Origin of the sequence: Streptomyces sp. CB00455, assembly GCF_001905445.1 — a bacterium.
In the GTDB taxonomy this organism is placed as follows: Bacteria; Actinomycetota; Actinomycetes; order Streptomycetales; family Streptomycetaceae; genus Streptomyces.
In genome coordinates, this window is the sequence record NZ_LIVQ01000002.1 from 671,021 (window position 1) to 694,937 (window position 23,917).

A 23,917-nucleotide genomic window follows, 5' to 3' on the forward strand; every position below is an offset into this window, starting at 1 on the left:
CGTCAAAAGACACACCCCGGCCCGGAGCAACGCATAAGCAATGACGTGATCCAAAAGAAAATCAGGGGAACACACCCGTGCGACGAATAATCTTCGGCCCGGCCGCCACCACGGCCGTGCTCGGCCTGCTGATACCCCTGGCCGGATGCGGCGGCTCCGGCGGCGGCGCAGGTGACCGCGGGACACTGCACCTCGTCGCCGCCGAATACGGCGACTCTCCGGCCACCAGCTCAAAGGCGTTCTGGGACAAGGTGACCGGCGATTTCACCTCCGCCAACCCCGGCATCAAGGTCGACGTCCGGCTCCTGCCGTGGGCCGACATCGACCGCGAGGTCTCCCGCATGGTCAAGGACGGCCACGCCCCCGACATGGCCCTCATGGGCTCCTATTCGGACTTCGCGGCCCAGGGCAAGCTCTATTCCGCCGACGAACTCCTCTCGGTGAATGCCGAGGCCAACTTCCTGCCGCCGCTGGCCGACGCGGGTTCCGTCGGCAACACCCTCTACGGCCTGCCCTTCGTGGCGAGCAGTCGTCTGCTCTTCTACAACGAGGCGCTGTTCCGGCAGGCCGGTCTCGCCACCGCGCCCGCCCCGAAGACCTGGTCGGACCTGAAGGCCGCCGCGGTCAAGCTCAAGGAGAAGGGGGTGAAGTACCCGTACGCCATGCCCCTGGGTCCCGAGGAGGCGCACGCCGAGGCGATGATCTGGGAGCTGAGCAACGGCGGCGGCTACGCCGACAACAGCGGCAACTACAACCTGGCCTCCGACCAGAACGTCCAGACCTGGCGCTGGGTCAAGGAGAACCTGGTCGCCCCCGGCCTCACCGGCCCCACCCCGCCGCCCCAGCTCAACCGGGCCGACGCCTTCGCCGCCTTCCTGCGGGGCGAGGTCGGCATGCTCAACGGCTATCCCTCGCTCGCCCACGAGGCCCGCGCCAAGGGCATCGGCGTCGGCGCCGTCACCATGCCGGTCTCCGACACCCTTGGTTCCGGGGAGAGCACGCCGACCGTGGGCGTCGCCGACTGGATGACCGCCTTCCGGCAGAACGGCAAGCGCGCCGAGATCGGCACGTTCCTGGACTTCGTCTACCGGGACGAGAACCTCTCCGACTTCGCCACCCGCTACCACCTGCTGCCGTCCACCGTCTCCGCCTCGCGCACCCCGGCCGGCGGCGGCCTCGACACGAAGGACGAGGAGTTCCTGACCGCCCTGCGCGGCGCCCAGCTCTACCCGGTCAACGACCCCTCCTGGGTGACGGTCAGCGACACCATCAAGCGCAACATCGGCCGCGCCGTGGAACCGGGGAGCGACCCGAAGGCCGTCCTGGACGACATCGCCGCCCAGGCGAACCAGGCGCAGAAGAAGCGCTGAATGCCGAAGGGGTCCCTGGGACGGGACCCGCCCCCTGCCGCCGAGCACCCCGCGTGCGGCACGACGACCACCGCGGCCCTCGATCAGAGGCCGCCGGCCCAGTCGCCCGACGAGCACCCACAAGGTGCCGGGGCGGCCGGCCTCAGCGCTGTCCGCCGGCGCCGGCCCCCTTGGCCGCGCCCGCCCCGTTGTCCGGGGCGAAGGCCGTACGGTACTGCTCGCAGCCGGAGTCCCAGCGCAGCGTGCCGGTGAGCGTGCCGTAGCCCGAGCGTGTGAGCGACCACTCCACCGTGTACTCCCCGGTGTCGCAGCCGACGCGCTTGCCGCCCGCGATCTTCTCCCGGCCCGTCGCCGGCTTCCCGGCCAGTTCCCGGTGCACCTCGCCCACCACGGCGCCCTTCGGGCCGCGCAGCACGGCGTGCACGACGATCGGGTGCGTACCCTCCTTGGTCGTCACGGCCTTCTTCACCAGCGTCGAATCCGACACCGACCAGGCGAACTCGTACGAGGGCTGCCACGCCAGGGTCGCGGGGTCGGGTGCCTGCCGTTCGACATCGGGGGCTCCGACGGGGCCGGGGCGGGTGACGGTCCTGTACTGCACACCGGTGTGGAAGCGGAACTGTCCCTCCACCTTGTGCATCTCGTCCTCGGTCCACATCGACTTCATGGCCTTCTCGCCGCCGGCCGGGTCCTGGAGGTACGCCGACGGCTCCGCGGCGGTGGCCGCCGCCTGGAAGAAGACGGGGGCGAGGGCGGCGGTGGCGGTGGCGAGGGCGAGAGCTGCGGTGCGGATGCGCTTCATGCCCGGCCCAACGGGCCCCCGCGGCGGGCCGGAACGAGGTGGGGACTGCTTTCACCCGTACGGGAGGCCCGCTTCCGGCCATCCGAAATGATCAACTCCCCTTGTCGCGGGGGCACGGGGCGGGGCACGGGCACGGGGCGCGGGACCGGCGGGGCGCGGGGCCGGCGGGGCGCGGTACGCACGAGGCCCGGCCCCGGTGGAGTCCATCCACCGGGGCCGGGCCCTGCCGACCGGAGCCGGCCGTCGTGTCGCGTCGTGTCGCGTCGCGTCAGTGCGCGAGGGACTCCTGGGGGGCGGAGCCGCTCTGCACGCCGTCGGCTGCGGTCCTGCCGTCCGCCGTCGCCTTGCCGTCCGCGGCCGCGGACGGCTTCCCGTCCGCGGCCGTCTCGCCGTCGGCCCCCTCGGCCGGGGCCGGGGCCGGGCCCGCGCCCCGCAGCGGGACCTCCTTGACGAACCAGGCGGCCACGAAGCCGAGGAGGGCGATGGCCGCGCCGAGCAGGAAGGCCGAGTGCGTACCGGCGGCCACCGCGTGCTGGTAGGCGTCGCGCACGGCCTCCGGCAGCTTGGCCAGGCTCGCGGCGTCCAACTGGGCGGAGCCGGCCGCTCCGCCCGCCTCCGGACCGAGGCGCTCGGACATGGTGTCCGTGACCCGGGTGGTGAAGAGCGAGCCCATCAGGGCCACGCCGAAGGAGCCGCCCAGCGTACGGAAGAGGGTCGCCGAGGAGGACGCGACGCCCATGTCCTTCATGTCGACGCTGTTCTGCGCCACCAGCATGGTGATCTGCATCAGGAAGCCGAGCCCGGCGCCGAGTACGGCCATGTACACGCCGGAGACGAGGCGCGTGGTGCCGGTGTCCATGGTCGCGAGCAGGAAGAGCCCGACGACCATGAGCGCGCCGCCGATGATCGGGAACATCTTGTACTTGCCGCTGTTGGTGGTGACGCGCCCCGCTATCAGCGAGACGACCATCATCGAGAGCAGCATCGGCAGCAGCAGCAGCCCGGAGTTGGTGGCCGAGGCGCCCTGCACCGCCTGCTGGAAGAGCGGCAGGTAGAGCACGCCGCCGAACATCGCGAAGCCGACGAGGAAGCCGATCACGGACATCAGGGTGAAGTTGCGGCTGCGGAAGATGTGCAGCGGCATGATCGGCTCGGCGGCCTTGGTCTCGACGTAGAGGAACGCGGCGATCGACAGCACGCCGGCGACGATCAGGCCGATGACCTGGCCGGAGCCCCAGGCGTACTCGGTGCCGCCCCAGGTGGTGACCAGCACGGTGGAGGTGATGGCGACGGTCAGGAGCGCCGCACCCAGGTAGTCGATCCGGGGGCGCTGCCCCTGTCCGGTCTTCTTGGGAAGGTGCAGGACGGCGGTGACCATGGCGAGCGCGACCGCGCCGAGCGGCAGGTTGATGTAGAACGACCAGCGCCAGCCCATGTGGTCGGTGATGGTGCCGCCGACCAGCGGACCGCCGATCATGGCGAGGGCCATCACGCCGGCCATCATGCCCTGGTACTTGCCGCGCTCACGCGGCGGGATCAGGTCACCGATGATGGCCATGACGCCGACCATCAGACCGCCGGCGCCCAGGCCCTGGATCGCGCGGAAGCCGATCAGCTGGCCCATGTCCTGGGCCATGCCGCTGAGCGCGGAGCCGATCAGGAAGATGACGATCGAGGTGAGGAAGGAGCCCTTCCGCCCGTACATGTCGCCGACCTTGCCCCAGATGGGGGTGGAGGCGGCCGTGGCCAGCGTGTACGCGGTGACCACCCAGGACAGGTGTTCCAGACCGCCGAGCTCGCCGACGATCGTGGGCATCGCCGTACCGATGATCATGTTGTCGAGCATGGCCAGCAGCATCGCGATCATGAGTGCCATGAGCACCACCCGCACGCTGCGCGGCTTCACTTGCGCGTCCACCTCCCCCGAGGGCTCCGCCGTCTTGACTGTGTCGCTCATGTCCACTCCCCTGGCACTTCTTCCCGCACCGGCACTTACTTGCCGCCCGGCTAGTTCACTACACTGGGGAAAATAGACCCGTAACTAGCCGGGCGTCAAGTAAGTAAGTGTGGGGAGAGCCATGTCCAGCAGCAGTCCGCAGCAGCGCCGCGGCAACACGCGGCAGCGCATCCAGGACGTCGCACTGGAGCTCTTCGCCGAGCAGGGGTACGAGAAGACGTCGCTGCGCGAGATCGCGGAGCGGCTGGAGGTCACGAAGGCGGCGCTGTACTACCACTTCAAGACCAAGGAAGACATCATCATCAGCCTCTTCGAGGACCTGACGCGGCCGATCGACGAGCTGATCGCGTGGGCGGAGGGGGAGCCGAGCACCCTCGAGACCAAGCGGGAAGTACTGCGGCGCTACAGCGAGGCGATGGCGGCGGGCGCGCCGCTGTACCGCTTCATGCAGGAGAACCAGGCGACGATGCGCGAGCTGAGCATCGGCGAGACCGTGAAGAAGCGCCTCTTCCGGCTGGTGGAGCTGCTGCGCACGGAGGAGGCGCCCCTGGCGGACCAGGTGAGGTGCGTGAGCGCGCTCTTCACGCTGCACGCCGGGATGATGTTCCTCCAGCACGTGGAGGGCAACCCGGAGGAGACGCGCCAGGCGGCCCTGGAGGTCGCGACGGACCTCATCACGCGGGCGCACCACCACCTTTAGGAGCGGGGGCCGATGGCTGCCGCGGCCGGCGGACGCCTGGCCGGCGCGGGTGACTTGGCGGCCGGCGGCCGCTGCCGGTGCCCGGCCGTCGGCCCCGAAGGCGTCCGCGCCGGGGGCCCGGCGCCGCCGTCCTGGCGGCCGCGGCTACTTCTCGCCGCTGCGCGGGAAGGTGATCTCGACTCGGCGGTTCTTCTTGCGGCCTTCCTCGGTGCTGTTGTCTGCGATCGGGTAGTCCTCGCTGTACCCGCGGACGTCGAAGACGACGCCGGGGCCGGTGACGGTCTTGGCCAGCTCCGCCTGCACGGCATCGGCCCGCTGCTTGGACAGCTCCTTGCCGTGCTCGTAGCTCCCCTGGTCATCGGTGAACCCGAAGACCCGCACGCGGGTCGCCTTCTGCGTGTTGATCTCATTGGCGACGGCCTGGATGCGGGCCGCCGCCTGCGCGTTGAACACGGCGCTGTTCTCGGGGAACAACACCTCGGACTGCAGCGCCATCATGACGGTCTGATTGGTCTCCTGCCGCCGCTGCTCCCCTCCGAGGTCCTCCACGACCTCGGCGATGTCGAGCACCTTGACCGGTGCGAGGGTCCCGCCCTGCGGGATCTTCAGCCCGGGCGCCTGCGAGTCGATGGCCACGGGAGCGGAGGCGGACGGCTCCGTGCCCGGTGGAACGGAAGGCTTGACGTCATCCGCGTACGCGGCAGTGGCGCCTGCCAGATGGGCTCCCGCGATCACGAGAGCGGAGATCGCTGTGGCTGCGGCTGCACGATGTCGTGAGGTCATGGGGTCACCCGGAGATTTTGACAGTGGCCGTGGCAAAGGTGGGAAGGCTGAACTCAACCTCGGTGGTGGTGGCCGGCGGCGCCGGGAACTGCGCGAAGAACGGCACCACCTGACCTGGTCCGACGCTTGAGATGCCCGTGGTGCACAGGCACCTGGCCTCCGTGTCGCGCAGGACGTAATAGCGCTTCTTGCCGGCCTTGTCGACCAGAGTGGCACCCGCCACGGACTCCCCCGTCCCCTTCAGCTCGATGCCGCGCCAGGCCGATGTGCCGGCGAAGGACTCGGTGCCGGTGTTCTTGATCTGCCCGTTGACGGTGAGGAAGCCACCGGGGTCCCGCTGCAGGGAATTGACCGTCAGGACCATGCCACTCGCCCCGTTGACCGTGGCGAGGACTTCAGTGGGCTCGGAGCTCTTGCCCGCGCTCGGGTCCGGGGCCTGGGATCCCGCCGCCTTCGACTGGGGCGCCGACGGCGTCTGCGGCTCCTTGGGCTTGCCGCCGTCACCGCACCCGGCCAGGGCAAGGGCCAGGACCGCCACAACCGCGGCGGCCGCTCCCCCGCGGACCTTCGCCGTCTGCCGCATGCTCATCTGCACTGCTTCCTCTGCTCGGTCGATCGGTCAGTGGGTCAGTCGGTCAGGTACACGTCGAACATCTTCCTCGCCAAGGCGTTCCACGTGCCGGGGTGCTTGGGGTCGAAAGCGATTTCCTTGCCCCCCTCGCACTGGATCGTGAAGCGTCCAGGCTCGGCCGGAAGGCTCTCCGTGGGGGCGCGGGTCTCACCCGCCGGCAGCTCCCCGAGATGGCAACGGGGCTTGATGACCGCGGTGGCGTCAGCCGTCCCGTGCATGACGTCGGTCCCGGGGATCACCGACTTCCCCACCGTCTCGTGCGTCTTCACGGCAACCGTGAAGCGGAGGGGCGAGGGGACACACGTCGTCGCCTCGGCGGCGTTCTTCTCGGCGAAGGCCTCCGCCGCCTCACAAGCGTCCTCCGTGAAGAACCGCTCACCGTCGAGGATCTTCTCCCATGCCGCAGGCTCCAGGTCCGCGAGGACCAGGCCAGGGACCAGGTGGTCACGCGCATGGCGCGCGGCCGCCAGGGCCGCCGCGTCGGCGGCGCCTTGGGCGTCGCTGCGGGTCGCCGAAGCCTGCCCCACGACGAAGAGCGCGAGCGCGGCGAAGAGCAGACCCGCCACCACCACGACGTAGAGGGGGAAGGCCTGCCCGCGGTCGGCCGTGCGCCCGTCACGCGAGGCCATTAGCCGGCTTTGATGTCGTCCACTGCCTTTTTGATCTTGGTGGTGATCTCCGAGCCGATGCCCGAGCCGACGATGGCACCGATGATCACCAGCACCACCAGGATGATGCCCAGGTATTCGAAGGCGGTCTGTCCGCTGTCGGGCCGCTGTGCATAGCGCTCGCGCATCTTCGCCACCGCCGTGTCCGTCCATCCACTCAGACGGATCTTCGTCTCGACGGACGCTTTCAGCAGCGCGTTGTGTGACATGGGGTATTCCTCCCGGGCAGGTGCCGCTGTCAGTGTGCGGACCGTACGGCGAGTCACCGTTCGTTACCAAGGGTCCCGGGGCCCAATTACGGACCCACTGCGCACCGCGTCTACCCATGACCGGTCAGTCCTGGACGGGCCGTTCCCAGCCAGCGGGCTATCGCCTCGCTGCGCGTGGCGCTCTGGAGCTTCGCGAAGATGCGGTTGATGTGGTTCTTCACCGTCTTCTCGCTGATGAAGCAGGCGGCGGCGATCTGCTGATTGTTCATCCCGGACGCGATCAGGTCCATGATCTCCCCCTCCCGGGAACTGAGCCCGAAAAGCTCGCAGTTGTGCAGCCGCTCTGAAGACTGTGCCACAAGTCGTTGCGGTTGCGAAGGGGTACGCAGTGCCGAGAGCAGTGCACTCGCCGCTGTCGGCGTGAAATGGGGCCGCCCCTCCCGGACGTCCCGCACGGCACGGAGCAGCTCGGACGCGGTGAACTCGCCGTGGACGAGGTAACCGCCCGCGCCGAGGAGCAAGGACTCGCGTACCACTTCGGCATCGCGGCTGTACGTCAGCATCAGCACCGGCGCCAGCCGTACCAGGTGCGGGAGGGCGGAGATGCCGTCCACGCCCGGCATCCTGACGTCCAGGAGGATCACGTCCGGAGTGTGCGAGCGGGTCAGTACCAGCGCCTCGCGGCCGTCGGCGGCCTGGGCGACGACGTGCAGGTCCTCGACGGTGTCCAGGAGCGCGGCCAGGCCCGCCCGGACCACCGGGTTGTCATCGGCGATCAGGACGCGGACCGGCCTCACCGGTCCCGCTCCGGGGTCAGGGCCGCCAGCGGCAGGTCGAGGCGGACCCGCGTACCCGCCCCGGCGGGGCGGGATCCCACGTGCAGGCGGGCGCCGATCGCGGCCGCGCGTTCCTCCATGCCGAGCAGCCCGAAATGGCCGGTGCCGCGCAGCGAGGGGAGGTCCGGACAACCGCGCGGCAGGCCTCGTCCGTCGTCGTCGACGATGAGGATCAGGTCGGCGCCGTCGCAGCCCACTTCCACCACGACGTGGGCTGCGTCCGCGTGGCGGCGGGCGTTCTCCAGCGCTTCCGAGACCACGGCCACGAGGTGTCGTGCCACCGGCGAGGGGACGGCCGGCGCCACGCCGCTCACCCGCAGCTCCTCCGCCGGGGGACGGGTCAGCGACCGGAGTTCGGACGCGATCGAGACGCCGGGCGCATCCAGGTCGCGCCTCAGGTCGGTGAGGAGTTCCCGGGACTCCGCGGCCGCACGGCGGGCCGCCGCGGCCACCAGATCGGCCTGTCGGCGTACCTGTACCGGATCCGTGGCACGCGCCAGAGCGTCCGCCGCCAGGGCCAGGCCGTGCAGGGTCTTGGACACCGAGTCGTGCATCTCGCGTGCCAGGTGCTCGCGTTCCGCCCGGACGGCCTCGGTCACGGCCAGCCGTGCCCGCGTCTCCACCAGCGTCTGACCGGCCGAACCGAAGCGGTACAGCAGGTCGCGCAGGCACACGCCGGCCGCGCCCGCCAGCAGGCACAGGGCCGGCAGGGTGAGCCCGCTCCCGGCCGCCGTCACGCACAGGGCCTGAACCGCCGCGTAGAGCGCCGAACCTCGCCAGCCGTACACCAGGCCGGCCAGCAGGGGGGTGCAGAGACAGACCGGTCCGAGCGGGGAATCGGGGGTCGCCGTGATCAGGAGCAGCGTGCCGAACGCCATGTCCACCGCGAGCAGCCAGCGGTGGCGCAGCAGCAGCGGTCCGAAGCGCTCCCAGTCACGGAAGAGGACGTAGGAGAGCATGAAAGTGAGCAGCACGGCGCCGCTCACCAGGTACACGGGCACCCCGTGGGCCGTCCGGCCCAGTGCCAGTGGAGCGCCCAGGGCGATCATCACGAGGCGGAAGGCGAAGACCCGCCGGCAGAGGGCTTGGAGGGCGTTCGCCTGCAGTTGGAGGGCGTTCGCCTGCAGGGCGAAGGGCGGCCTGGCCGGGTGTCCGGCGGCCCGGCCCCGCCCGGCGGCGGCGATGTCGAGGGCCGCCACGGCTCACCCGCCTCCGAGCAGGGCGCCGAAGTCGACGTTCGCGCCGTAGACGAAGCCGCACACCAGCAGGATCAGGGTGCCGGGCAGCATGAACACGGTGACGGCGAAGGTGGCCTTCGGGACGGCCCGGGCCGCCCGCCGGCGGGCGTTCTGGGCGTCGGTGCGGCGCATGTCCTCGGCGATCGCGATCAGGGTGTCGACGATCGGGGAACCCAGTTCCTCGCCTTGCTGGAGGGCGGTGACGAACTGGGCGACCTGTTCGGAGTCGTTGCGGCGGCGCAGTTCGTCGAAGGCCTGGCGGCGGCTGACGCCCATGTTCATCTGTTGCAGGGTGATCCGGATCTCGTCCGCCCACGGGCCCTCGTACTTGGCCGCCACCCGCTCCAGCGCCTGCCGGAAGCCCAGGCCCGCGCTGACGACGACCGCGAGCACGTCCAGGAAGTCGGGCAGGGTGCGCTCGATGTGGTCGCGGCGGACACGGATGGCGGACCACAGGCCCACTTCGATCCAGAACAGGCCGAAGGCGATCATGAGCAGGGCCGGTACGAGCTGCCCGTTGACCAGCATGGAGAAGGCGCCCAGGCCACCCAGGAGGCCGTACACCGCCCGCCGGGCCGCGTAGCGGTCGATCGTGAGGCCGGCCGGGTTTCCCGCCATGTCGATCTGGCGGCGCTTGCGCGCCACCTGGTTCGGTCCCATCAGGCGCAGGACCAGCGGAGCCCAGCGGATGCCCATCCGGTCCACGGCCGATCCCACGGCGGTGGTGCGGGTGGCTCCCACTTCCAGGGCGAGCGCGAGGTCGGTCGGGAGCTTGACGTCGGCCCGGTAGAGCCGGATGCCGTGGAAGGCCCCGAGCACGGACACCGCCACGAGCGCGGCCAGGAGAAGAGCGATCATCCCGGTCCCCTCAGACGTCGATCTTGGACAGGCGGCGGATGAGCAGGAATCCCAGCGTGAACAGGCCGAGTGCGACCAGGACCGCGCTCTGGCCGAAAAAAGCCCCCGTCATGCGGTCCAGCGCACCCGGCATCATCATGTCCACCAGCAGCAGCGAGCCGAGGCCGATCGCCGGAACCAGATACGCGGTGACCGTCACCTGGGAGAGCTGGGTGCGGATCTCCCTCCTGGTTTCCTTGCGCTGCTCCAGCGTCACCGTCAGGTTGCGGAGGCTGTCCACGATCGCCCCGCCCGCACGCGCCGACAGGACGAGGGTCGAGACCAGGACGACAAGTTCCCGGGAGGGGAGCCGCTCGGTGAGCTCACCGAGCGAGTCGTCCATCGAGTGGCCGACCGCCAGCCGGTCGGCCACCCGTGCCAGTTCCTCCCCCGCCGGAGCCTCCAGTTCCTCGGCCGCCATGCCGATGGCCGTGCGCAGCGCGAGGCCGGCCTGGGTCGCGTTGGCGAGGATGCGCGCGAGGTCGGGGAGCTGGCCGATGAACCGTTCGGTGCGCCGGGTGCGCTGCCAGTTGAGGAAGGCGTTCGCCGCCCACAGCCCGATCAGGCCGGCCACCGGTCCGAAGAAGGGGGCGAGCAGGCTCGACGCGACGAGCCAGACGCCGGCGACGGACAGGACCATGTAGCCGAAGAACTCCCCCGGCGTCAGGTCCAGCCCCGTCGTCGCCAGCTTCAGTTCGATGCGGCGGCCGAAGCGCGTCCTGCGCAGCCGCCGGTCGATCCCGGCGAAGCGGCGGCGGCGGCCCGGGGATTGCGGGTGGCCGGTTTCCGAGAGGCGTTCGATGAGGGCGGAGCGCTGGGCGCGGCCCGCCGTGTAGGCGTGTACGCCGAGGATCACGAGGACGCACGCCAGCAGGGTGGCGCCGAGGGTGAGGAGGATCAGTGGGTTCACAGGGCGGTCCGGGTGATGCGTGCGGTGAGGGGGTCGTCCGGCGCGACCCCGAAGGCCTGCGGGACCGGCTGGTTGTTCATGTAGAGGCGGTCCGCGACGGGTCGGGGCAGCGGGTAGTGCTCGAAGTAGCCGTGCACCCGTCCGTCGGCGCCCATGGGCTGCGCCGCGAAGCGGCAGACCGTCGTGATCCGGAAGGGTTCGCGGCCGTGTGAGTCGAGGACGGAGATCTCGGTGATGCGGCGCGAGCCGTCGCCGAAGCGGGTGAGTTGCACGATGACGTTCACGGCGCTGTTGATCTGGTCCTGGAGCGCCTCGAAGGGGATCTCCACCTCCGACATGGAGGCCAGGGTCTGCAGGCGCATGAGCGCGTCCGAGGAGCTGTTGGCGTGCACGGTGGCCAGGGAGCCGTCGTGGCCGGTGGACATCGCCTGGAGCATGTCGAGCGTCTCCCCGCCGCGGACCTCGCCGACGATGATGCGGTCGGGCCGCATGCGCAGGGAGTTGCGGACGAGGTCGCGGATGGTGATCTGCCCCTTGCCCTCGACGTTCGCCGGGCGCGACTCCAGCCGGATCACGTGGGCCTGCTGGAGCTGGAGTTCGGCGGAGTCCTCGATGGTGATGATGCGCTCGCCCTCGGGGATCAGGCCGGAGAGGGCGTTGAGCAGGGTCGTCTTGCCGGTGCCGGTCGCGCCCGAGACGATCAGGTTCATCTTCGCCGCCACCAGCCCGGACAGCAGCAGGAGCATCTGTTCGTCCAGCGAGCCGAGGGCGATCATCTCGTGGAGGGTGAAGGCCCGCGGGAAGCGGCGGATGGTGAGGGTGGCGCCGGTCAGCGAGAGCGGCGGGATGATCACGTTGACGCGCTCGCCGCTGGGCAGCCGCGCGTCGACCATCGGGTTGGCCTCGTCGACACGGCGGTTGACCGTGGAGACGATCCGCTCGATGGTCTGCATCAGCTGCTCGTGCGAGGCGAAGCGCAGCGGGAGCTGCTCCACGCGGCCCGAGCGCTCGACGAAGATCTGGTCGGGGCCGTTGACCATGATCTCGGAGATGGAGGGGTCCTCCAGGAGCGGTTCGAGCACGCCGAGGCCGAGGGCCTCGTCGACGACGCGGCGGATCAGCTGCGCGCGCTCGGCCGTGGACAGGACGGGCCCTTCACGGCTGATGATGTGGCCCAGCACCCGCTCCAGGCGCGCCCGGCGCTCGGCGGGGGCGAGCGCGGACATCTCGGCGAGGTCGATCTCCTCCAGCAGCTTGGCGCGGTAGGAGGAGACCAGCCGGCCGTCCTCGCGCGGGCCGTGGCGGTCGTCGGGGGCGCTGACCCGGGAACGCAGGCTCATGGTCCGGTCACCTTCGGGTCGTCGTTGGGCATGACCGCCGTGGCCCTGGCGTCGGGGATGTCCAGGCCCGGCACGATGGAATTGACCTTGATCGTCGCGACCGCGGTGACGGCGTCGGAGGTCTTGGTCACCTCGACGTGCGCGCCGAGCCCGGCCCTGACGGCCGCCACGCCCGCCGCCTCCCCGCCGCTGCCGTGCCGGGCCTCCACGCGCGCCGCGGTACGGGCGGCGGTGTCGGCCTGCTCGTGGACGTACCCCACCCAGCCGAGCTGGATCCCGCAGAGCGCGACGAAGAGCAGGATGGGCACGAAGCCGATGTACTCGATGGCGACCTGGCCCCGGTCGGAGCGCATGCGTCCGTTCACCTCAGCCCTCCTGCCTCTCCATGGCCGCGCCGCCCGTGCCGTCGATCGCGCCGAACCCGAGCCCCGGGAACAGGACGGGGATCTGCAGCGTCACCTTCGCCTTGTAGACGTCTCCCGCCCGGCCGCACTGCGTCTCCACGCCCCAGGCGCCGGAGATGTGCTCCCCCGCCGCCGCCTCGCAGGCGGCCTTCCCGTGCACGGCCCCCGCCCGCGCCGCCTCGTCCGCCGCGTTGCCCGCCAGTGAGAAGGCGTACCCGATCAGTACGCACTCCCAGACCGCCGCCACGAGCAGCAGGATCAGCGGCACCGTGCCGAGGAACTCGATCGCGACCTGGCCTCGGTCGTCGCCGCGGGCTCCGCGCGGGCGCACGTCTCAGCCCTCCCGGCCGCGGCGCAGGCGGGCCACCGGTCCGGGGGTGCGCACCGCAAGGGTGGCGCCGGATGCGGCGCCCCGGGGGGTCGAGGCGGCCGAGGGCGTGTCCGGAGCCGCGAGGAGACCCAGTTCGCCGGCCAGGGTCCACAGGGCCTGCTTCACCGTCGAGCGGTTGTCCAGGTCCTGGACCCGGCCCGCGTCCACCACAGCCTGGAGTTCCTTGAAGGCCGCCGGGACGGGGGTGCGGGTGGGGCGGGTCTTGGTGATCTTCGCGATGAGGGCGGGCTGTATCTCGGTGTGCCTGCTCCAGCGGTTGACGACCAGCGCGGTGTCCTCCGCCTTGCGCACCTGGAGCCGTTCCCACATCCGGACCGTGCGCTTCGCCGCCCGGACCGCGACCACGTCCGGGGTGGTGACGAGCACCGCCACGTCCGCCGCCTCCACGACCGCGGCGTTCGCGCCCGTCAGCTGGCTGCCGCAGTCGATGACGACCAGCTCGTAGCGGCCGCGCAGGGCGGCGATGACGTGGCGGGCGGCCCGCTCGTCGACCTCCTCGCCCCGTTCGCCCTCGGCGGGGGCCAGGAGCAGCGCCAGGCCCGTGCGGTCGTCGTAGACCGCGTCCTGCAGGACCCGCGGCGAGATGTCCTGGATCCCCGCGAGGTCGGCGATGGAGCGCCGGAACTGCACGTCCAGGTAGGAGCCGACGTCGCCCGCCTGGAGGTCCATGTCCACCAGCGCGGTACGCAGGCCCGAGGCGGCCGCGGCCAGCGCGAACTGGACGGCCGCGAAGGTGGTTCCGACGCCGCCCTTGGCACCGGTCACCGTGACCACCCGGCCGCCGGGCCCCGTGGGGGTCTCGGCCGCGCCGCGCCCCAGGTGGCGGCGTACGCCCACGGACCACTGGGCGGCGGCCTGGACCCGTGCGGCGAGTTCCTCGTAGGTGAGCGGGAGGCCGATCAGGCCCCGGGCGCCCGAGTCCATCGCGGCGGAGAAGAGGGCCGGGCCCGCGTCGGAGGAGACCAGGACGACGCCGACCGCGGGGAAGCGCAGGGCCACTTCCCGGACGAGTTCCAGCGCGGGCGCCGGGCCGATCCGCTCGTGTACGAGGACGACCTCGGGCAGTTCGTCGACGGACTCCGCGGCGAGGCGGGCCAGGGTGTCCAGGAGGGTGGTGGAGTCGGGGACCGGGGGGGCCGGCTCGGAGGCGGGCAGCTGGCTCAGCAGCGTCACGATGACGCGCGCGGCGTCCGGGTCGCCGACCGCGGGGAGGATTCGGGTGGTCATCCGGGCCTCACTTGTCCCCGTCGAGGGTGTACGTGCGGTCGCTCGCGCTGGGCGCCGAGTCGGTGCCGGGGGCGACCAGGGCCAGGCGTACGTGCTCCGCGAAGGATTCGGCGTAGGCGACGCGCTGGGTGTCCTTGGTGTTCAGGGCGAAGGTGATCGGGACGGCCTCGGCGGGTCCCTTGCGGTCGCTGTCCTTCTCCAGGGCGGTGAGCTTGCCGACGCCCAGGACCCGGGCGTTGGCGACGATGATCACCGAGCGGGCCGGGTCGGTGTCCTTGGCGCCCTTGAAGGTGGCGATGATGTTGACCTTGGCGCCCGAGGTGATCTTGCCCGCCACGCCCGTCGCCGCGTCGATCATGATGGCGATCTCCTGCTCACCGGGCTGGAGCTGCGGCCGGTCGACGAACATGTCCGTCTGGAGCAGCGAGCCCTTCTTCAGGGTGGTGAGCGCGATCTTGTCCTTGAGCGCGCCGAGGTCGGTGACGGCGGTCTGCGACAGCCACCGCCGCGGGACGGTGACCTCCTCGAACTGCCCGCCCGACAGCGGGCTGTACGGAGCTATGTCGCCCTTGGCCCGGTAGGCGACGACCTCGGACCCGACCTTGGAGTTGACGTCGCCGATCACCACGAGGACTCCCGCGAAGGCCCCCAGGGCGCACAGGACCGACAGGAGCAGCAGAATGACGCCGCGGCGCTGGCGTGAGTTCATAGGCCGTACTACCTCGCCGTTCTTCGTTCGTTCGTGGTGTCGGGTCGGTCAGGGTCCAAAGCGGGCGGTACTCGCCGGTGCGGTGGCCGGCGGCGGTGCGGCGAGCGGGGCGGCGAGCGGCGCGGCGCAGAAGCCGCAGCGGTCGCCGATGAGTTCGAACCCGCACCAGCGGCACTCCTCGCGGCGGACCGAGGCGACCAGCTGGTAGAGGACGGAGGGGTCCGGGATCCCGGCGGCGAACTCCACCAGCTTCGCGGTGCCCCACCAGCCGGGCGAGCCGGCCGGCAGCGGGTTCTCCATGATCCCCTGCACCTGCCAGGCGGGGGCGAGTTCGGCCGCGACCCACTCGGAGGCGAGCTGGCCCCGGGCGAAGGTGAGGTGCGTGGCGAAGGCGGGCCCCGGGGGCAGTGCACCGGGACCGTGGGCTCCGGACCCGCCGCCGAGCCGGGCCAGGTGCGGCGTGGGGTGGGCGAGGACGGCGAACTGCGCGTTCGGGGACCAGGACCTGGCGTGCGCCTTGAGTCCGACCGGGACCCGGTCGAGTCTGGCGACCGAGCCCAGCAGGGCGCCGGCGTAGATGTAGTGGGACAGCAGCCGGGCGGCGGAGGCGATGACCCCGGGGCTGAAGTCGCAGACGCTCAGCTGGCGGAGCTGACGCACCAGCAGGGCGGTTGCCAGGGGCGGCAGATCGATTCCGAGGAGCGCGATCCGGTCGGTTTCCAGGATGGCGCGCACGGTGTGCAGCCGCTGGACGGTGGTGGGGGGCAGCCAGTTCGGCACGATGGCCACGAGGTGACCGTGGCGCTCCAGCAGGGCGCTGGTCTCGGCGAGCGCGCCCTCCAGGTCGAGCTGGTCGGGCGGGTGGAGCACGGCGGCGCCGGGCGTGTGCCGGTCGGGGGCCGGAAGCACCAGATCGGTGCTGGTGACGGCAATGGCGGTCGGCACGCGCATCCCCCTGTTCACCCCGTACGCCCGAAACTGTCGCGTGGTCGTCACCGGCGCGCACGCACTGCGCGACCGCGAACGATCGGCAAGCTTCCCCCTTGCCCCAGCACCATATCCGCGACCCCCGTGACAGGGCAGGGCCTTGGGAATTCCCGTGCTGGCGGCACGGGTCACAGGTGGCGGGAAATGCGGACAACAGGGATGGCGCGGAGGGCCATTTCCAGCCACCTTGTGAAGACCCTTGACACGGGGATTGGTCTGGACCAACTTGGCTCCGCCAGGCTTTTCCCGGGGCGCCCCCACCCGCCCCTGCCTCCCCTCGTTCCCTTCCTCCCCCCACCGGAGCCCACGTGAACCGCATACGCTCCCTCGCCTTCCCGGTCGCCGCCGCCCTCGCGGCGGGCGCCCTGACCACGCTCACCACCGGCACCGCACAGGCCGCGGACGTCAACGTCGTCCGCAACGGCGGCTTCGAGTCCGCACTCGCCAACTGGTCCTGTTCCGGCGGGAGCGGCGCCGCCGTCTCCTCGCCGGTCTTCGCCGGGGCCGGCGCCCTCAAGGCCACCCCGGCCGGTTCCGACAACGCCCGGTGCAGCCAGACCGTCACGGTCAAGCCGAACTCGGCCTACACGCTGAGCACGCAGGTCCAGGGCAGCTACGTGTACCTCGGCGCGACCGGGACCGGCACCCAGGACGTCTCCACCTGGACCCCTGGCTCGGGCGGCGGCTGGCAGAAACTGTCCACCACCTTCACCACCGGCCCCTCCACCACCCAGGTCACCGTCTACACCCACGGCTGGTACGGACAGCCCGGCTACGTCGTCGACGAGTTCAGCGTCTTCGGCCCGGACGGCGGGGGCGGCACCGACCCCGGCCCGAGCGTCCCCGGCGCCCCGGCCGGGACCGCCGTTTCCGGCCAGAGCGCGAACGCGCTGACCCTTTCGTGGAACCCGGTCCCGGGCGCCACCGGCTACCACGTCCACCAGGACGGTGTGCGCGTCCAGAGCGTCACCGGGGCCTCCGCCCAGGTCTCCGGGCTCGCCCCCTCGACCTCGTACTCCTTCCAGGTGAGCGCCTACAACGCGGCGGGCGAGGGCCCCAAGTCCGCCCCGGTGAGCGGCACCACGACGGGCGGCGGCAACCCGAACCCGAACCCCTCGGTGCCCAGGCACGCGCTGACCGGCTACTGGCAGAACTTCAACAACGGCGCGACCGTCCAGAAGATCTCCGACGTCTCCGCCCAGTACGACATCGTCGCCGTCTCCTTCGCCGACGCCACGACCACGCCCGGCGCCATCGCCTTCACCCTCGACTCGGCGGGTCTCGGCGGCTACACCGTGGCCCAGTTCAAGGCGGACATCGCCGCGAAGAAGGCGGCCGGCAAGTCGGTCGTCCTCTCCGTCGGGGGCGAGAAGGGCACCATCTCGGTCAACGACTCCGCCTCCGCGAACAACCTCGCCGGCTCCGCGTACGCGCTGATGCAGGAGTACGGATTCTCCGGCATCGACATCGACCTGGAGAACGGCCTCAACCCGACGTACATGACGCAGGCGCTGCGCTCGCTCTCCGCGAAGGCGGGCCCCTCGCTCGTCATCACCATGGCCCCGCAGACCATCGACATGCAGTCCCCCCAGGGCGGCTACTTCAAGACTGCCCTCAACATCAAGGACATCCTCACCGTCGTCAACATGCAGTACTACAACAGCGGCTCGATGAACGGCTGCGACGGCAAGGTCTACTCCCAGGGTTCGGTGGACTTCCTCACCGCGCTGGCCTGCATCCAGCTGGAGGGCGGGCTCGACCCCTCGCAGGTGGGCATCGGAGTCCCGGCCTCCCCGAGCGGAGCGGGCAGCGGCTACGTCTCCCCGGCCGTCGTCAACAACGCCCTGGACTGCCTGACCCGGGGCACCGGCTGCGGCTCCTTCAAGCCGTCCAGGACCTACCCCGGCCTGCGCGGCGCGATGACGTGGTCGACCAACTGGGACGCCAAGGCGGGTAACGCCTGGTCCAACGCGGTGGGTCCCAAGGTCCACGGCCTCCCGTAGGCGGTAGGTGTGGGGGTGGCCGGTTTCGAGCTCGACGGCCTACGAGGTTCTTGACCGGGACATGCCACGAGAGCACGCTGTGCGCGTCCGCACGGCTACCCCCACACTCCCACCCAGGAGAACGCATGCGGCTCCACACCCGCCGGAGGGCCGCCGTCACGGCGGCCCTGCTGGCGCTCGCGCTCGGCGCGCCCGCCTACGGCATGAGCGCGACGGCCTCACCACCACCCACCCCGTCGACCGCCACCCAGGACGAGGCCATCGTCCAGTACGAGATCCAGGGCCCCTCCAGCGCGGCGGAGCGCACGGCGCTGCTGCGCACCGGCGTCTCGGTCGACGAGGTCGACGCCCGGTCGGTCGTGGTCAGCGCCGACACCATGCAGGCCGGCAAGCTGCGCGCGCTCGGCTACGAACTGACCCCCCTGCCCGGCCCCCCGGACCGCTCCCTGCCCGGGATCGCGGCCGGCACCCAGGACTTCCCCTCGGCGGACGCGAAGTACCACAACTACGCCGAGGCGACCGCGGAGATCGACCAGCGCATCGCCCAGTACCCCGGGATCATGAGCAAGCAGGTCATCGGAAAGTCCTACCAGGGCCGCGACCTCTTCGCTATCAAGATCAGCGACAACGTGGCCACCGACGAGGCCGAGCCCGAGGTGCTCTTCACCGCGCACCAGCACGCCCGCGAGCACCTGACCGTGGAGATGGCGCTGTACCTGCTCAACGAGCTGGGCTCCAAGTACGGAACCGAGTCCCGGATCACCAACGCGGTCAACAGCCGGGAGATCTGGATCGTCCCGGACCTCAACCCGGACGGCGGCGAGTACGACATCGCCACCGGCTCCTACCGCTCCTGGCGCAAGAACCGCCAGCCCAACTCGAACTCCTCGTACGTCGGTACCGACCTGAACCGCAACTGGGACTACAAGTGGGGCTGCTGCGGCGGCTCCAGCAGCAGCAAGAGCTCCGAGACCTACCGCGGCCCGTCCGCGGCCTCGGCGCCCGAGGTGAAGGTGGTCTCCGACTTCGTGCGCAGCCGGGTGGTCGGCGGCAAGCAGCAGATCAAGGCCGCGATCGACTTCCACACCTACAGCCAGCTGGTCCTGTGGCCGTTCGGCTGGACGTACAACGACACCGCTCCCGGCATGACCGCGGACGACCTCGCCGCCTACAAGAAGATCGGCACCAGCATGGCGGCGAGCAACGGCTACACCCCGGAGCAGTCGAGCGACCTGTACATCACCGACGGGACGATCGACGACTGGCTGTGGGGCAGCCAGAAGGTCTTCGCCTACACCTTCGAGATGTACCCGTCGAGCGCGGGCGCGGGCGGCTTCTACCCGCCCGACGAGGTGATCGACCGCGAGACGTCCCGCAACAAGGAGGCCGTGCTCCAGCTGCTGGAGAACGCGGACTGCATGTACCGCTCGATCGGCAAGGAGGCGCAGTACTGCGCCTGATGCCCGCACCGCCCGCGTGACCGGGGCGCCCCACCGCCAGGGGGGCGCCCCTTCGGCGGATCAGCCTCTTGGGCAGGTCAACCCCTTCGACGGGGCAGCCCCTTTGACGGATCAGCCTCTTGGGCGGGTCAGCCCCTTCGGCGGGTCAGCCCAGGACCGCCAGCGCGTCGATCTCGATGAGCAGCCCGGCCGGCAGGCCGACGTAGACGGTGGTCCGGGCGGCGGGGGCCTCCTTCAGCCCCTGCTCGGCGAAGTAGCCGTCGTAGAGGGCGTTCATCTCCGCGAAGTGCCCGGTGTCCGTGAGGTAGACACGGATCATCACCACGTCGTCCCAGCTCGCGCCGCCCGCCTCCAGCACGGAGCGGACGTTCTCCAGCGTCCGCAGGGTCTGCTCGCGCAGCGTCGGCCCGGCCGGCGTCGGCGGCTGCCCTTCCACGTGCGGCAGGAAGCCCACCTGGCCCGCGACCTGGAGGATGTTCCCCTTGCGCACCCCGTGCGAGAACCTCGCGGGCGGAACGGCGTGGGTGTCGGGGACGACGGCGGTCTTCTCGGTCATGGGACGTCCTTGCGTACGGGAGCGGAGCCGGAGCCTGAGTACTCCCGGCTGATGCTGTCGGCGGCGCACAGCACCTGGGGCAGGAGGGCGAGGAGCCCCTCGGCGGTGACGACGACACCGGGCGCGGAGAGCGACAACGCGGCCGCGACCCGCCCGTCGGGGCCGTGGACGGGCGCCCCCAGGCAGTTGATGGACTCCTCGTGCCCGCCGAAGTCGGTGGCCCAGCCCTGTTCGCGCACGAGGTCCAGCTCGCGGAGGAACGCGGCCGCGTCGGGGGTCGAGCGGGCCGTGTAGCGCGGGTAGTCGATCCGGTGGGCCAGGGCCCGGCGCTCGGGCTCGGGGAGGTCGGCGAGGAGCAGCTTGGCGACGGCGGCGACCGTGAGCGGGACGGGCCTGCCGATGCGGGAGTACATGCGGACCGGGTAGCGGCTGTCGACCTTGTCGATGTACACGACTTCGTCGTCTTGGTGGAGCGCGAGGTGGACGGTGTGCCCGGTGGCCCTGTTGAGCTCGACGAGGTGGGGGTGGGCGACCTCCCGGACGTCCAGGTTCTCGACGGCCTCGGCGGCGAGCGCGAACAGCTGCGCCCCGAGGCGGTAGCGGCCGTCGGGCAGGCGGTAGACGAAGCCGTGCTCGTGCAGGGTGCGCAGCAGCCGCAGCGCGGTGCTCTTGTGCACGCCGAGCTCCTGCGCGACCGCTCCCAGGCCGGCGGGGCCCTTGGCCAGCAGGGGCAGGATCCCGAGCGCCCGTTCCACGGACTGGCTCATCCCTCGTCCTCTCGTACCCGCCGGCCGGGCGGACCCGGCTCCGGCCGGTACGGGCGGCGCCGCACCGCCGGGCGTTGACCGGCCGTCACCGGGGATGTTAGACAGCGTGCAGCGTGATGCGCAACGACTGTTGCGTGCAACGCAACACACTCGACGCCACAGCCCGGAGGCACCCGCATGGCCAGCGCTCCCGCCGACCCCGTCAAGGCCCTTGCCGACGAGCCCGTCGACCACCGGTTCAAGGGTCTGCCCCCGGACGCACAGGCGGCCGGCCTCACCGTCGGACAGCTCACCGCCCAACGTCGTGACCTGCACACCGGCGGGTTCACCACCCCGGTCCTGACGCTCGACGCCGAGGCGCTGGAGCACAACCTCGCCGCGCTGGGCGCCTACGCCGAGCGCCATGCCCTCGCCTTCGCCCCGCACGGCAAGACCTGCATGGCGCCGCAGCTCTTCCGCCGCCAGCTGGAACACGGCGCCTGGGGCATCACCGCCGCCGTCCCCCACCAGGCCCGTGTCTACCGCGCCTTCGGCATCCAGCGGATCTTCCTCGCCAACGAGCTCGTCGATCCCGCCGCCCTGCGCTGGGTGGCGGGGGAGCTCGCCGCCGACCCCGCCTTCCGCTTCGTCTGCTACGTCGACTCCGTGCGCGGCGTCGAGCTCATGGACCGCGCCCTGGAGGGGCAGCCCGCCCGGATCGACGTCGTCGTCGAGCTCGGCGCCGGCGAGGGGGCCCGTACCGGAGCCCGTACCGAGGAGGACTGCCGCGCCGTCGCCGACGCCGTGGCCCGGGCCGGGACCCTGCGCCTGGTCGGTGTCGCCGGCTACGAGGCCGAGGTCCCGGGCGCCGACCCCGCCCGCGTCGAGTCCTACCTGCGCCGCCTCACCGGCCTGGCCGTCGAGTTCGACGGGGCCGGGCGGTTCGCCGCCGACCTCGACGAGATCGTGGTCAGCGCGGGCGGCTCCGCCTGGTTCGACGCCGTCGCCGACGTCTTCGCCGACCTGCCAGAGCTCTCCCGCCCCACCCTCAGGCTGCTGCGCTCCGGCGCGTACGTCTCCCACGACCACGGCTGGTACACCCGCCTGACGCCCTTCAACCGCCACCCCGAAGAGGGCGGCCTGCGGCCCGCGTTCCGCCTGTGGACCCAGGTCGTCTCCCGGCCCTCCCCCACCCAGGCCTTCGTCAACGCCGGCAAGCGCGACATCGCCTACGACCTCGGCCTGCCCGAGGCCGAGCTGGTGCGCGACGCCTTCGACGGCTCCGAGCGGCCCGCCAAGGGCGTCCGCGTGGTCAAACTGTCCGACCAGCACGCCTGGCTGGAGACCGACGGCGCCGAGGACCTGGCCGTCGGCGACTGGGTGGCCCTCGGCATGTCCCATCCCTGCACGATCTTCGAGAAGTGGCCGCTGATCCCGGTGGTCGCGCCCGACGGCACGGTCACCGACTACGTCCGCACCTTCTTCTAGGCCACGGCCTTGGACCTGGTCATCCGCGGGGCCCGCGTCGTCGACGGCACGGGCGGGCCCTCCTACACCGCGGACGTCGGCGTGCACGGGGGCCGGATCGCCGGGATCGGCCCGCTGGGCCGGGGCCGCAGGACCCTCGACGCGCACGGGCTGGTCCTGGCCCCCGGCTTCGTCGACATGCACGCCCACAGCGACCTCGCCCTGCTCCGCGACCCGGACCACAGCGCGAAGGCCGCCCAGGGCGTCACCCTCGAAGTGCTCGGCCAGGACGGGCTGTCGTACGCCCCGGCCGACGACCACACCCTGGGCCGGGTCCGGGCCGCCATCGCCGGCTGGAACGGCTCCGGGGACGACATCGACTTCGACTTCGACTGGCGCACCGTCGGCGGCTACCTCGACCGGCTGGACCGCGGCTTCGACGGCCAGGGCGTCGCGGTCAACGCCGCCTACCTCGTCCCCCAGGGCACCGTCCGCGCCCAGGTCCTCGGCTGGGACGACCGCCCGGCCGGCCCCGCCGAGCTGGACCGGATGCGGCAGCTCGTCGACGACGGCCTGGCCCAGGGCGCCGTCGGCATGTCCTCCGGGCTGACCTACACCCCCGGCATGTACGCCTCCGGCACCGAACTGACCGAACTGTGCCGCGTGGTGGCGCGCCGCGGCGGCTACTACTGCCCCCACCACCGCTCGTACGGCCGCGGCGCGGCCGCCGCCTACGCCGAGATGATCCGCCTCACCCGGGAGGCCGGCTGCGCCCTGCACCTGGCGCACGCGACGATGAACTTCGGCGAGAACCGGGGCCGGGCCCCGGAGCTGCTGGCCCTGCTGGACGCGGCGCTGGACGCGGGCAGCGACATCACCCTGGACAGCTACCCCTATACCCCCGGCTGCACCACCCTCGTCGCGCTGCTGCCCAGCTGGGCGAACGAGGGCGGCCCCGAGGCGGCCCTGGCCCGCCTGCGCGACGACGCCGAGGCCGAGCGGATCCGGTACGCGCTGGAGGTGGAGGGGGCCGACGGCTGTCACGGGGTGCCCGTCGACTGGTCGGCCGTCGAAGTCTCGGGCGTGGCCGACCCCGCCCTCGCGCACCACGTCGGCACGCGCCTGGACGGCTGGGACACCGCCCGGCGGCTGCTGCTCGGCGACCGGCTCGCGCCGACGGTCCTCCAGCACGTCGGCCACGAGGAGAACGTCCGGGCGATCATGCGCCACCCCGCCCACACCGGCGGCTCCGACGGCATCCTCCAGGGCTCCAAGCCGCACCCGCGGGCCTACGGCACCTTCCCGCACTACCTCGGCCACTACGTCCGCGAGCTCGGCGTGCTCACCCTGGAGGAGTGCGTCGCGCACCTCTCCGGGCGCCCGGCCGCCCGGCTGCGCCTGCCCGACCGGGGCCTGGTCCGCGCCGGCTACCGCGCGGACCTCGTGCTGTTCGATCCGCAGACGGTCGCGGCCGGTTCCACCTTCACCGATCCGCGCCGGCTGCCCACCGGCATCCCGCACGTCCTGATCGACGGACGGTTCGTCATGCGCGACGGGCGGCGCACGGACGTGCTGGCCGGGCGCTCCGTACGCCGCACACCCGTTCGCACCCGACACCTACGATGA

The 23,917-nt window shown here is 71.6% G+C and carries 24 protein-coding genes; 6 read left to right on the forward strand and 18 right to left on the reverse strand.

Going from position 1 to position 23,917, the window contains the following annotated elements:
- Window positions 1-77 precede the first annotated feature (77 nt).
- Entirely contained in the window at window positions 78-1,370 is a 1,293-nt protein-coding gene (locus tag AMK16_RS10450; protein ID WP_073912280.1) for an extracellular solute-binding protein, read from the forward strand.
- Window positions 1,371-1,512: 142 nt separating this feature from the next.
- Here AMK16_RS10450 and AMK16_RS10455 read toward each other — a convergent pair whose 3' ends face one another.
- Both AMK16_RS10455 and AMK16_RS10460 read right to left on the reverse strand, forming a co-directional pair.
- Window positions 1,513-2,172 (reverse strand): hypothetical protein, encoded by a 660-nt coding sequence (locus tag AMK16_RS10455; protein ID WP_073912283.1) that lies wholly within the window; start codon window positions 2,170-2,172, stop codon window positions 1,513-1,515.
- Window positions 2,173-2,440: 268 nt separating this feature from the next.
- The gene (locus tag AMK16_RS10460) at window positions 2,441-4,129 is read right to left on the reverse strand and encodes an MDR family MFS transporter (protein ID WP_242438675.1); all 1,689 of its coding nucleotides are present in this window, start codon (window positions 4,127-4,129) and stop codon (window positions 2,441-2,443) included.
- Between the two features lie 121 nt (window positions 4,130-4,250).
- Between AMK16_RS10460 and AMK16_RS10465 the strand changes: the two genes are divergently transcribed.
- Window positions 4,251-4,829, forward strand: coding sequence for a TetR/AcrR family transcriptional regulator (locus tag AMK16_RS10465; protein ID WP_073912287.1), 579 nt, complete (start codon window positions 4,251-4,253; stop codon window positions 4,827-4,829).
- Window positions 4,830-4,973: 144 nt separating this feature from the next.
- Here the strand turns inward: AMK16_RS10465 and AMK16_RS10470 are convergent, their stop codons facing one another.
- The 14 genes from AMK16_RS10470 to AMK16_RS10535 all read right to left on the reverse strand — a co-directional run bounded on the left by AMK16_RS10470 (window position 4,974) and on the right by AMK16_RS10535 (window position 16,023).
- Window positions 4,974-5,612, reverse strand: a complete 639-nt coding sequence (locus AMK16_RS10470) for an OmpA family protein (RefSeq protein ID WP_073912291.1) — start codon at window positions 5,610-5,612, stop codon at window positions 4,974-4,976.
- A 4-nt stretch (window positions 5,613-5,616) separates the two neighbouring features.
- Window positions 5,617-6,201 (reverse strand): hypothetical protein, encoded by a 585-nt coding sequence (locus AMK16_RS10475; protein ID WP_073912295.1) that lies wholly within the window; start codon window positions 6,199-6,201, stop codon window positions 5,617-5,619.
- Between the two features lie 38 nt (window positions 6,202-6,239).
- On the reverse strand, window positions 6,240-6,872 hold the full coding sequence (locus AMK16_RS10480; RefSeq protein ID WP_073912298.1) for a pilus assembly protein TadG-related protein: 633 nt from the start codon (window positions 6,870-6,872) through the stop codon (window positions 6,240-6,242).
- Window positions 6,872-7,120, reverse strand: a complete 249-nt coding sequence (locus AMK16_RS10485) for a hypothetical protein (RefSeq protein WP_073912301.1) — start codon at window positions 7,118-7,120, stop codon at window positions 6,872-6,874. The genes AMK16_RS10480 and AMK16_RS10485 overlap by 1 nt, the downstream gene beginning before the upstream one ends.
- Window positions 7,121-7,230: 110 nt before the next feature.
- A complete protein-coding gene (locus AMK16_RS10490; protein WP_073912304.1) occupies window positions 7,231-7,917 on the reverse strand; it encodes a response regulator in 687 nt (228 codons plus the stop codon).
- Window positions 7,914-9,155 carry a sensor histidine kinase gene (locus AMK16_RS10495; RefSeq protein ID WP_073912308.1) on the reverse strand — a complete coding sequence of 414 codons (1,242 nt, stop codon included), beginning with the start codon at window positions 9,153-9,155 and terminating at the stop codon, window positions 7,914-7,916. The genes AMK16_RS10490 and AMK16_RS10495 overlap by 4 nt, the downstream gene beginning before the upstream one ends.
- Window positions 9,156-9,158: 3 nt before the next feature.
- The gene (locus AMK16_RS10500; RefSeq protein WP_073913575.1) at window positions 9,159-10,049 is read right to left on the reverse strand and encodes a DUF5936 domain-containing protein; all 891 of its coding nucleotides are present in this window, start codon (window positions 10,047-10,049) and stop codon (window positions 9,159-9,161) included.
- 13 nt (window positions 10,050-10,062) lie between these two features.
- Entirely contained in the window at window positions 10,063-11,001 is a 939-nt protein-coding gene (locus AMK16_RS10505) for a type II secretion system F family protein (protein WP_073912311.1), read from the reverse strand.
- A complete protein-coding gene (locus AMK16_RS10510; RefSeq protein ID WP_073912315.1) occupies window positions 10,998-12,341 on the reverse strand; it encodes a CpaF family protein in 1,344 nt (447 codons plus the stop codon). The genes AMK16_RS10505 and AMK16_RS10510 overlap by 4 nt, the downstream gene beginning before the upstream one ends.
- Window positions 12,338-12,706, reverse strand: coding sequence for a TadE/TadG family type IV pilus assembly protein (locus AMK16_RS10515; RefSeq protein WP_242438676.1), 369 nt, complete (start codon window positions 12,704-12,706; stop codon window positions 12,338-12,340). Before AMK16_RS10515 ends, AMK16_RS10510 begins: the two co-directional genes overlap by 4 nt.
- Window position 12,707: 1 nt before the next feature.
- The gene (locus tag AMK16_RS10520; RefSeq protein WP_073912318.1) at window positions 12,708-13,076 is read right to left on the reverse strand and encodes a TadE/TadG family type IV pilus assembly protein; all 369 of its coding nucleotides are present in this window, start codon (window positions 13,074-13,076) and stop codon (window positions 12,708-12,710) included.
- A 3-nt stretch (window positions 13,077-13,079) separates the two neighbouring features.
- The gene (locus tag AMK16_RS10525) at window positions 13,080-14,363 is read right to left on the reverse strand and encodes an AAA family ATPase (protein ID WP_073912322.1); all 1,284 of its coding nucleotides are present in this window, start codon (window positions 14,361-14,363) and stop codon (window positions 13,080-13,082) included.
- A gap of 7 nt (window positions 14,364-14,370) precedes the next feature.
- A complete protein-coding gene (cpaB, locus tag AMK16_RS10530; RefSeq protein WP_073912325.1) occupies window positions 14,371-15,072 on the reverse strand; it encodes a Flp pilus assembly protein CpaB in 702 nt (233 codons plus the stop codon).
- Between the two features lie 48 nt (window positions 15,073-15,120).
- Entirely contained in the window at window positions 15,121-16,023 is a 903-nt protein-coding gene (locus AMK16_RS10535; protein ID WP_073912329.1) for a hypothetical protein, read from the reverse strand.
- A 344-nt stretch (window positions 16,024-16,367) separates the two neighbouring features.
- On the opposite strand from AMK16_RS10535, the gene AMK16_RS10540 reads away from it, so the two are divergent.
- The gene (locus tag AMK16_RS10540) at window positions 16,368-18,062 is read left to right on the forward strand and encodes a chitinase (protein ID WP_073912332.1); all 1,695 of its coding nucleotides are present in this window, start codon (window positions 16,368-16,370) and stop codon (window positions 18,060-18,062) included.
- 125 nt (window positions 18,063-18,187) lie between these two features.
- Complete coding sequence (locus AMK16_RS10545; RefSeq protein ID WP_073912336.1) at window positions 18,188-19,522, forward strand: M14 family metallopeptidase; 1,335 nt, start codon at window positions 18,188-18,190, stop codon at window positions 19,520-19,522.
- 145 nt (window positions 19,523-19,667) lie between these two features.
- On the opposite strand, the gene AMK16_RS10550 is transcribed toward AMK16_RS10545, so the two are convergent.
- Window positions 19,668-20,078: a RidA family protein gene (locus AMK16_RS10550; RefSeq protein ID WP_073912339.1), complete on the reverse strand. Its 411-nt coding sequence runs from the start codon at window positions 20,076-20,078 to the stop codon at window positions 19,668-19,670.
- Window positions 20,075-20,845: an IclR family transcriptional regulator gene (locus AMK16_RS10555; RefSeq protein ID WP_073912342.1), complete on the reverse strand. Its 771-nt coding sequence runs from the start codon at window positions 20,843-20,845 to the stop codon at window positions 20,075-20,077. Before AMK16_RS10555 ends, AMK16_RS10550 begins: the two co-directional genes overlap by 4 nt.
- A 177-nt stretch (window positions 20,846-21,022) precedes the next feature.
- On the opposite strand from AMK16_RS10555, the gene AMK16_RS10560 reads away from it, so the two are divergent.
- Together AMK16_RS10560 and AMK16_RS10565 are read left to right on the forward strand one after the other, a co-directional pair.
- Window positions 21,023-22,312: an alanine racemase gene (locus AMK16_RS10560; protein ID WP_073912346.1), complete on the forward strand. Its 1,290-nt coding sequence runs from the start codon at window positions 21,023-21,025 to the stop codon at window positions 22,310-22,312.
- Between the two features lie 9 nt (window positions 22,313-22,321).
- A complete protein-coding gene (locus AMK16_RS10565; RefSeq protein WP_073912349.1) occupies window positions 22,322-23,917 on the forward strand; it encodes an N-acyl-D-amino-acid deacylase family protein in 1,596 nt (531 codons plus the stop codon).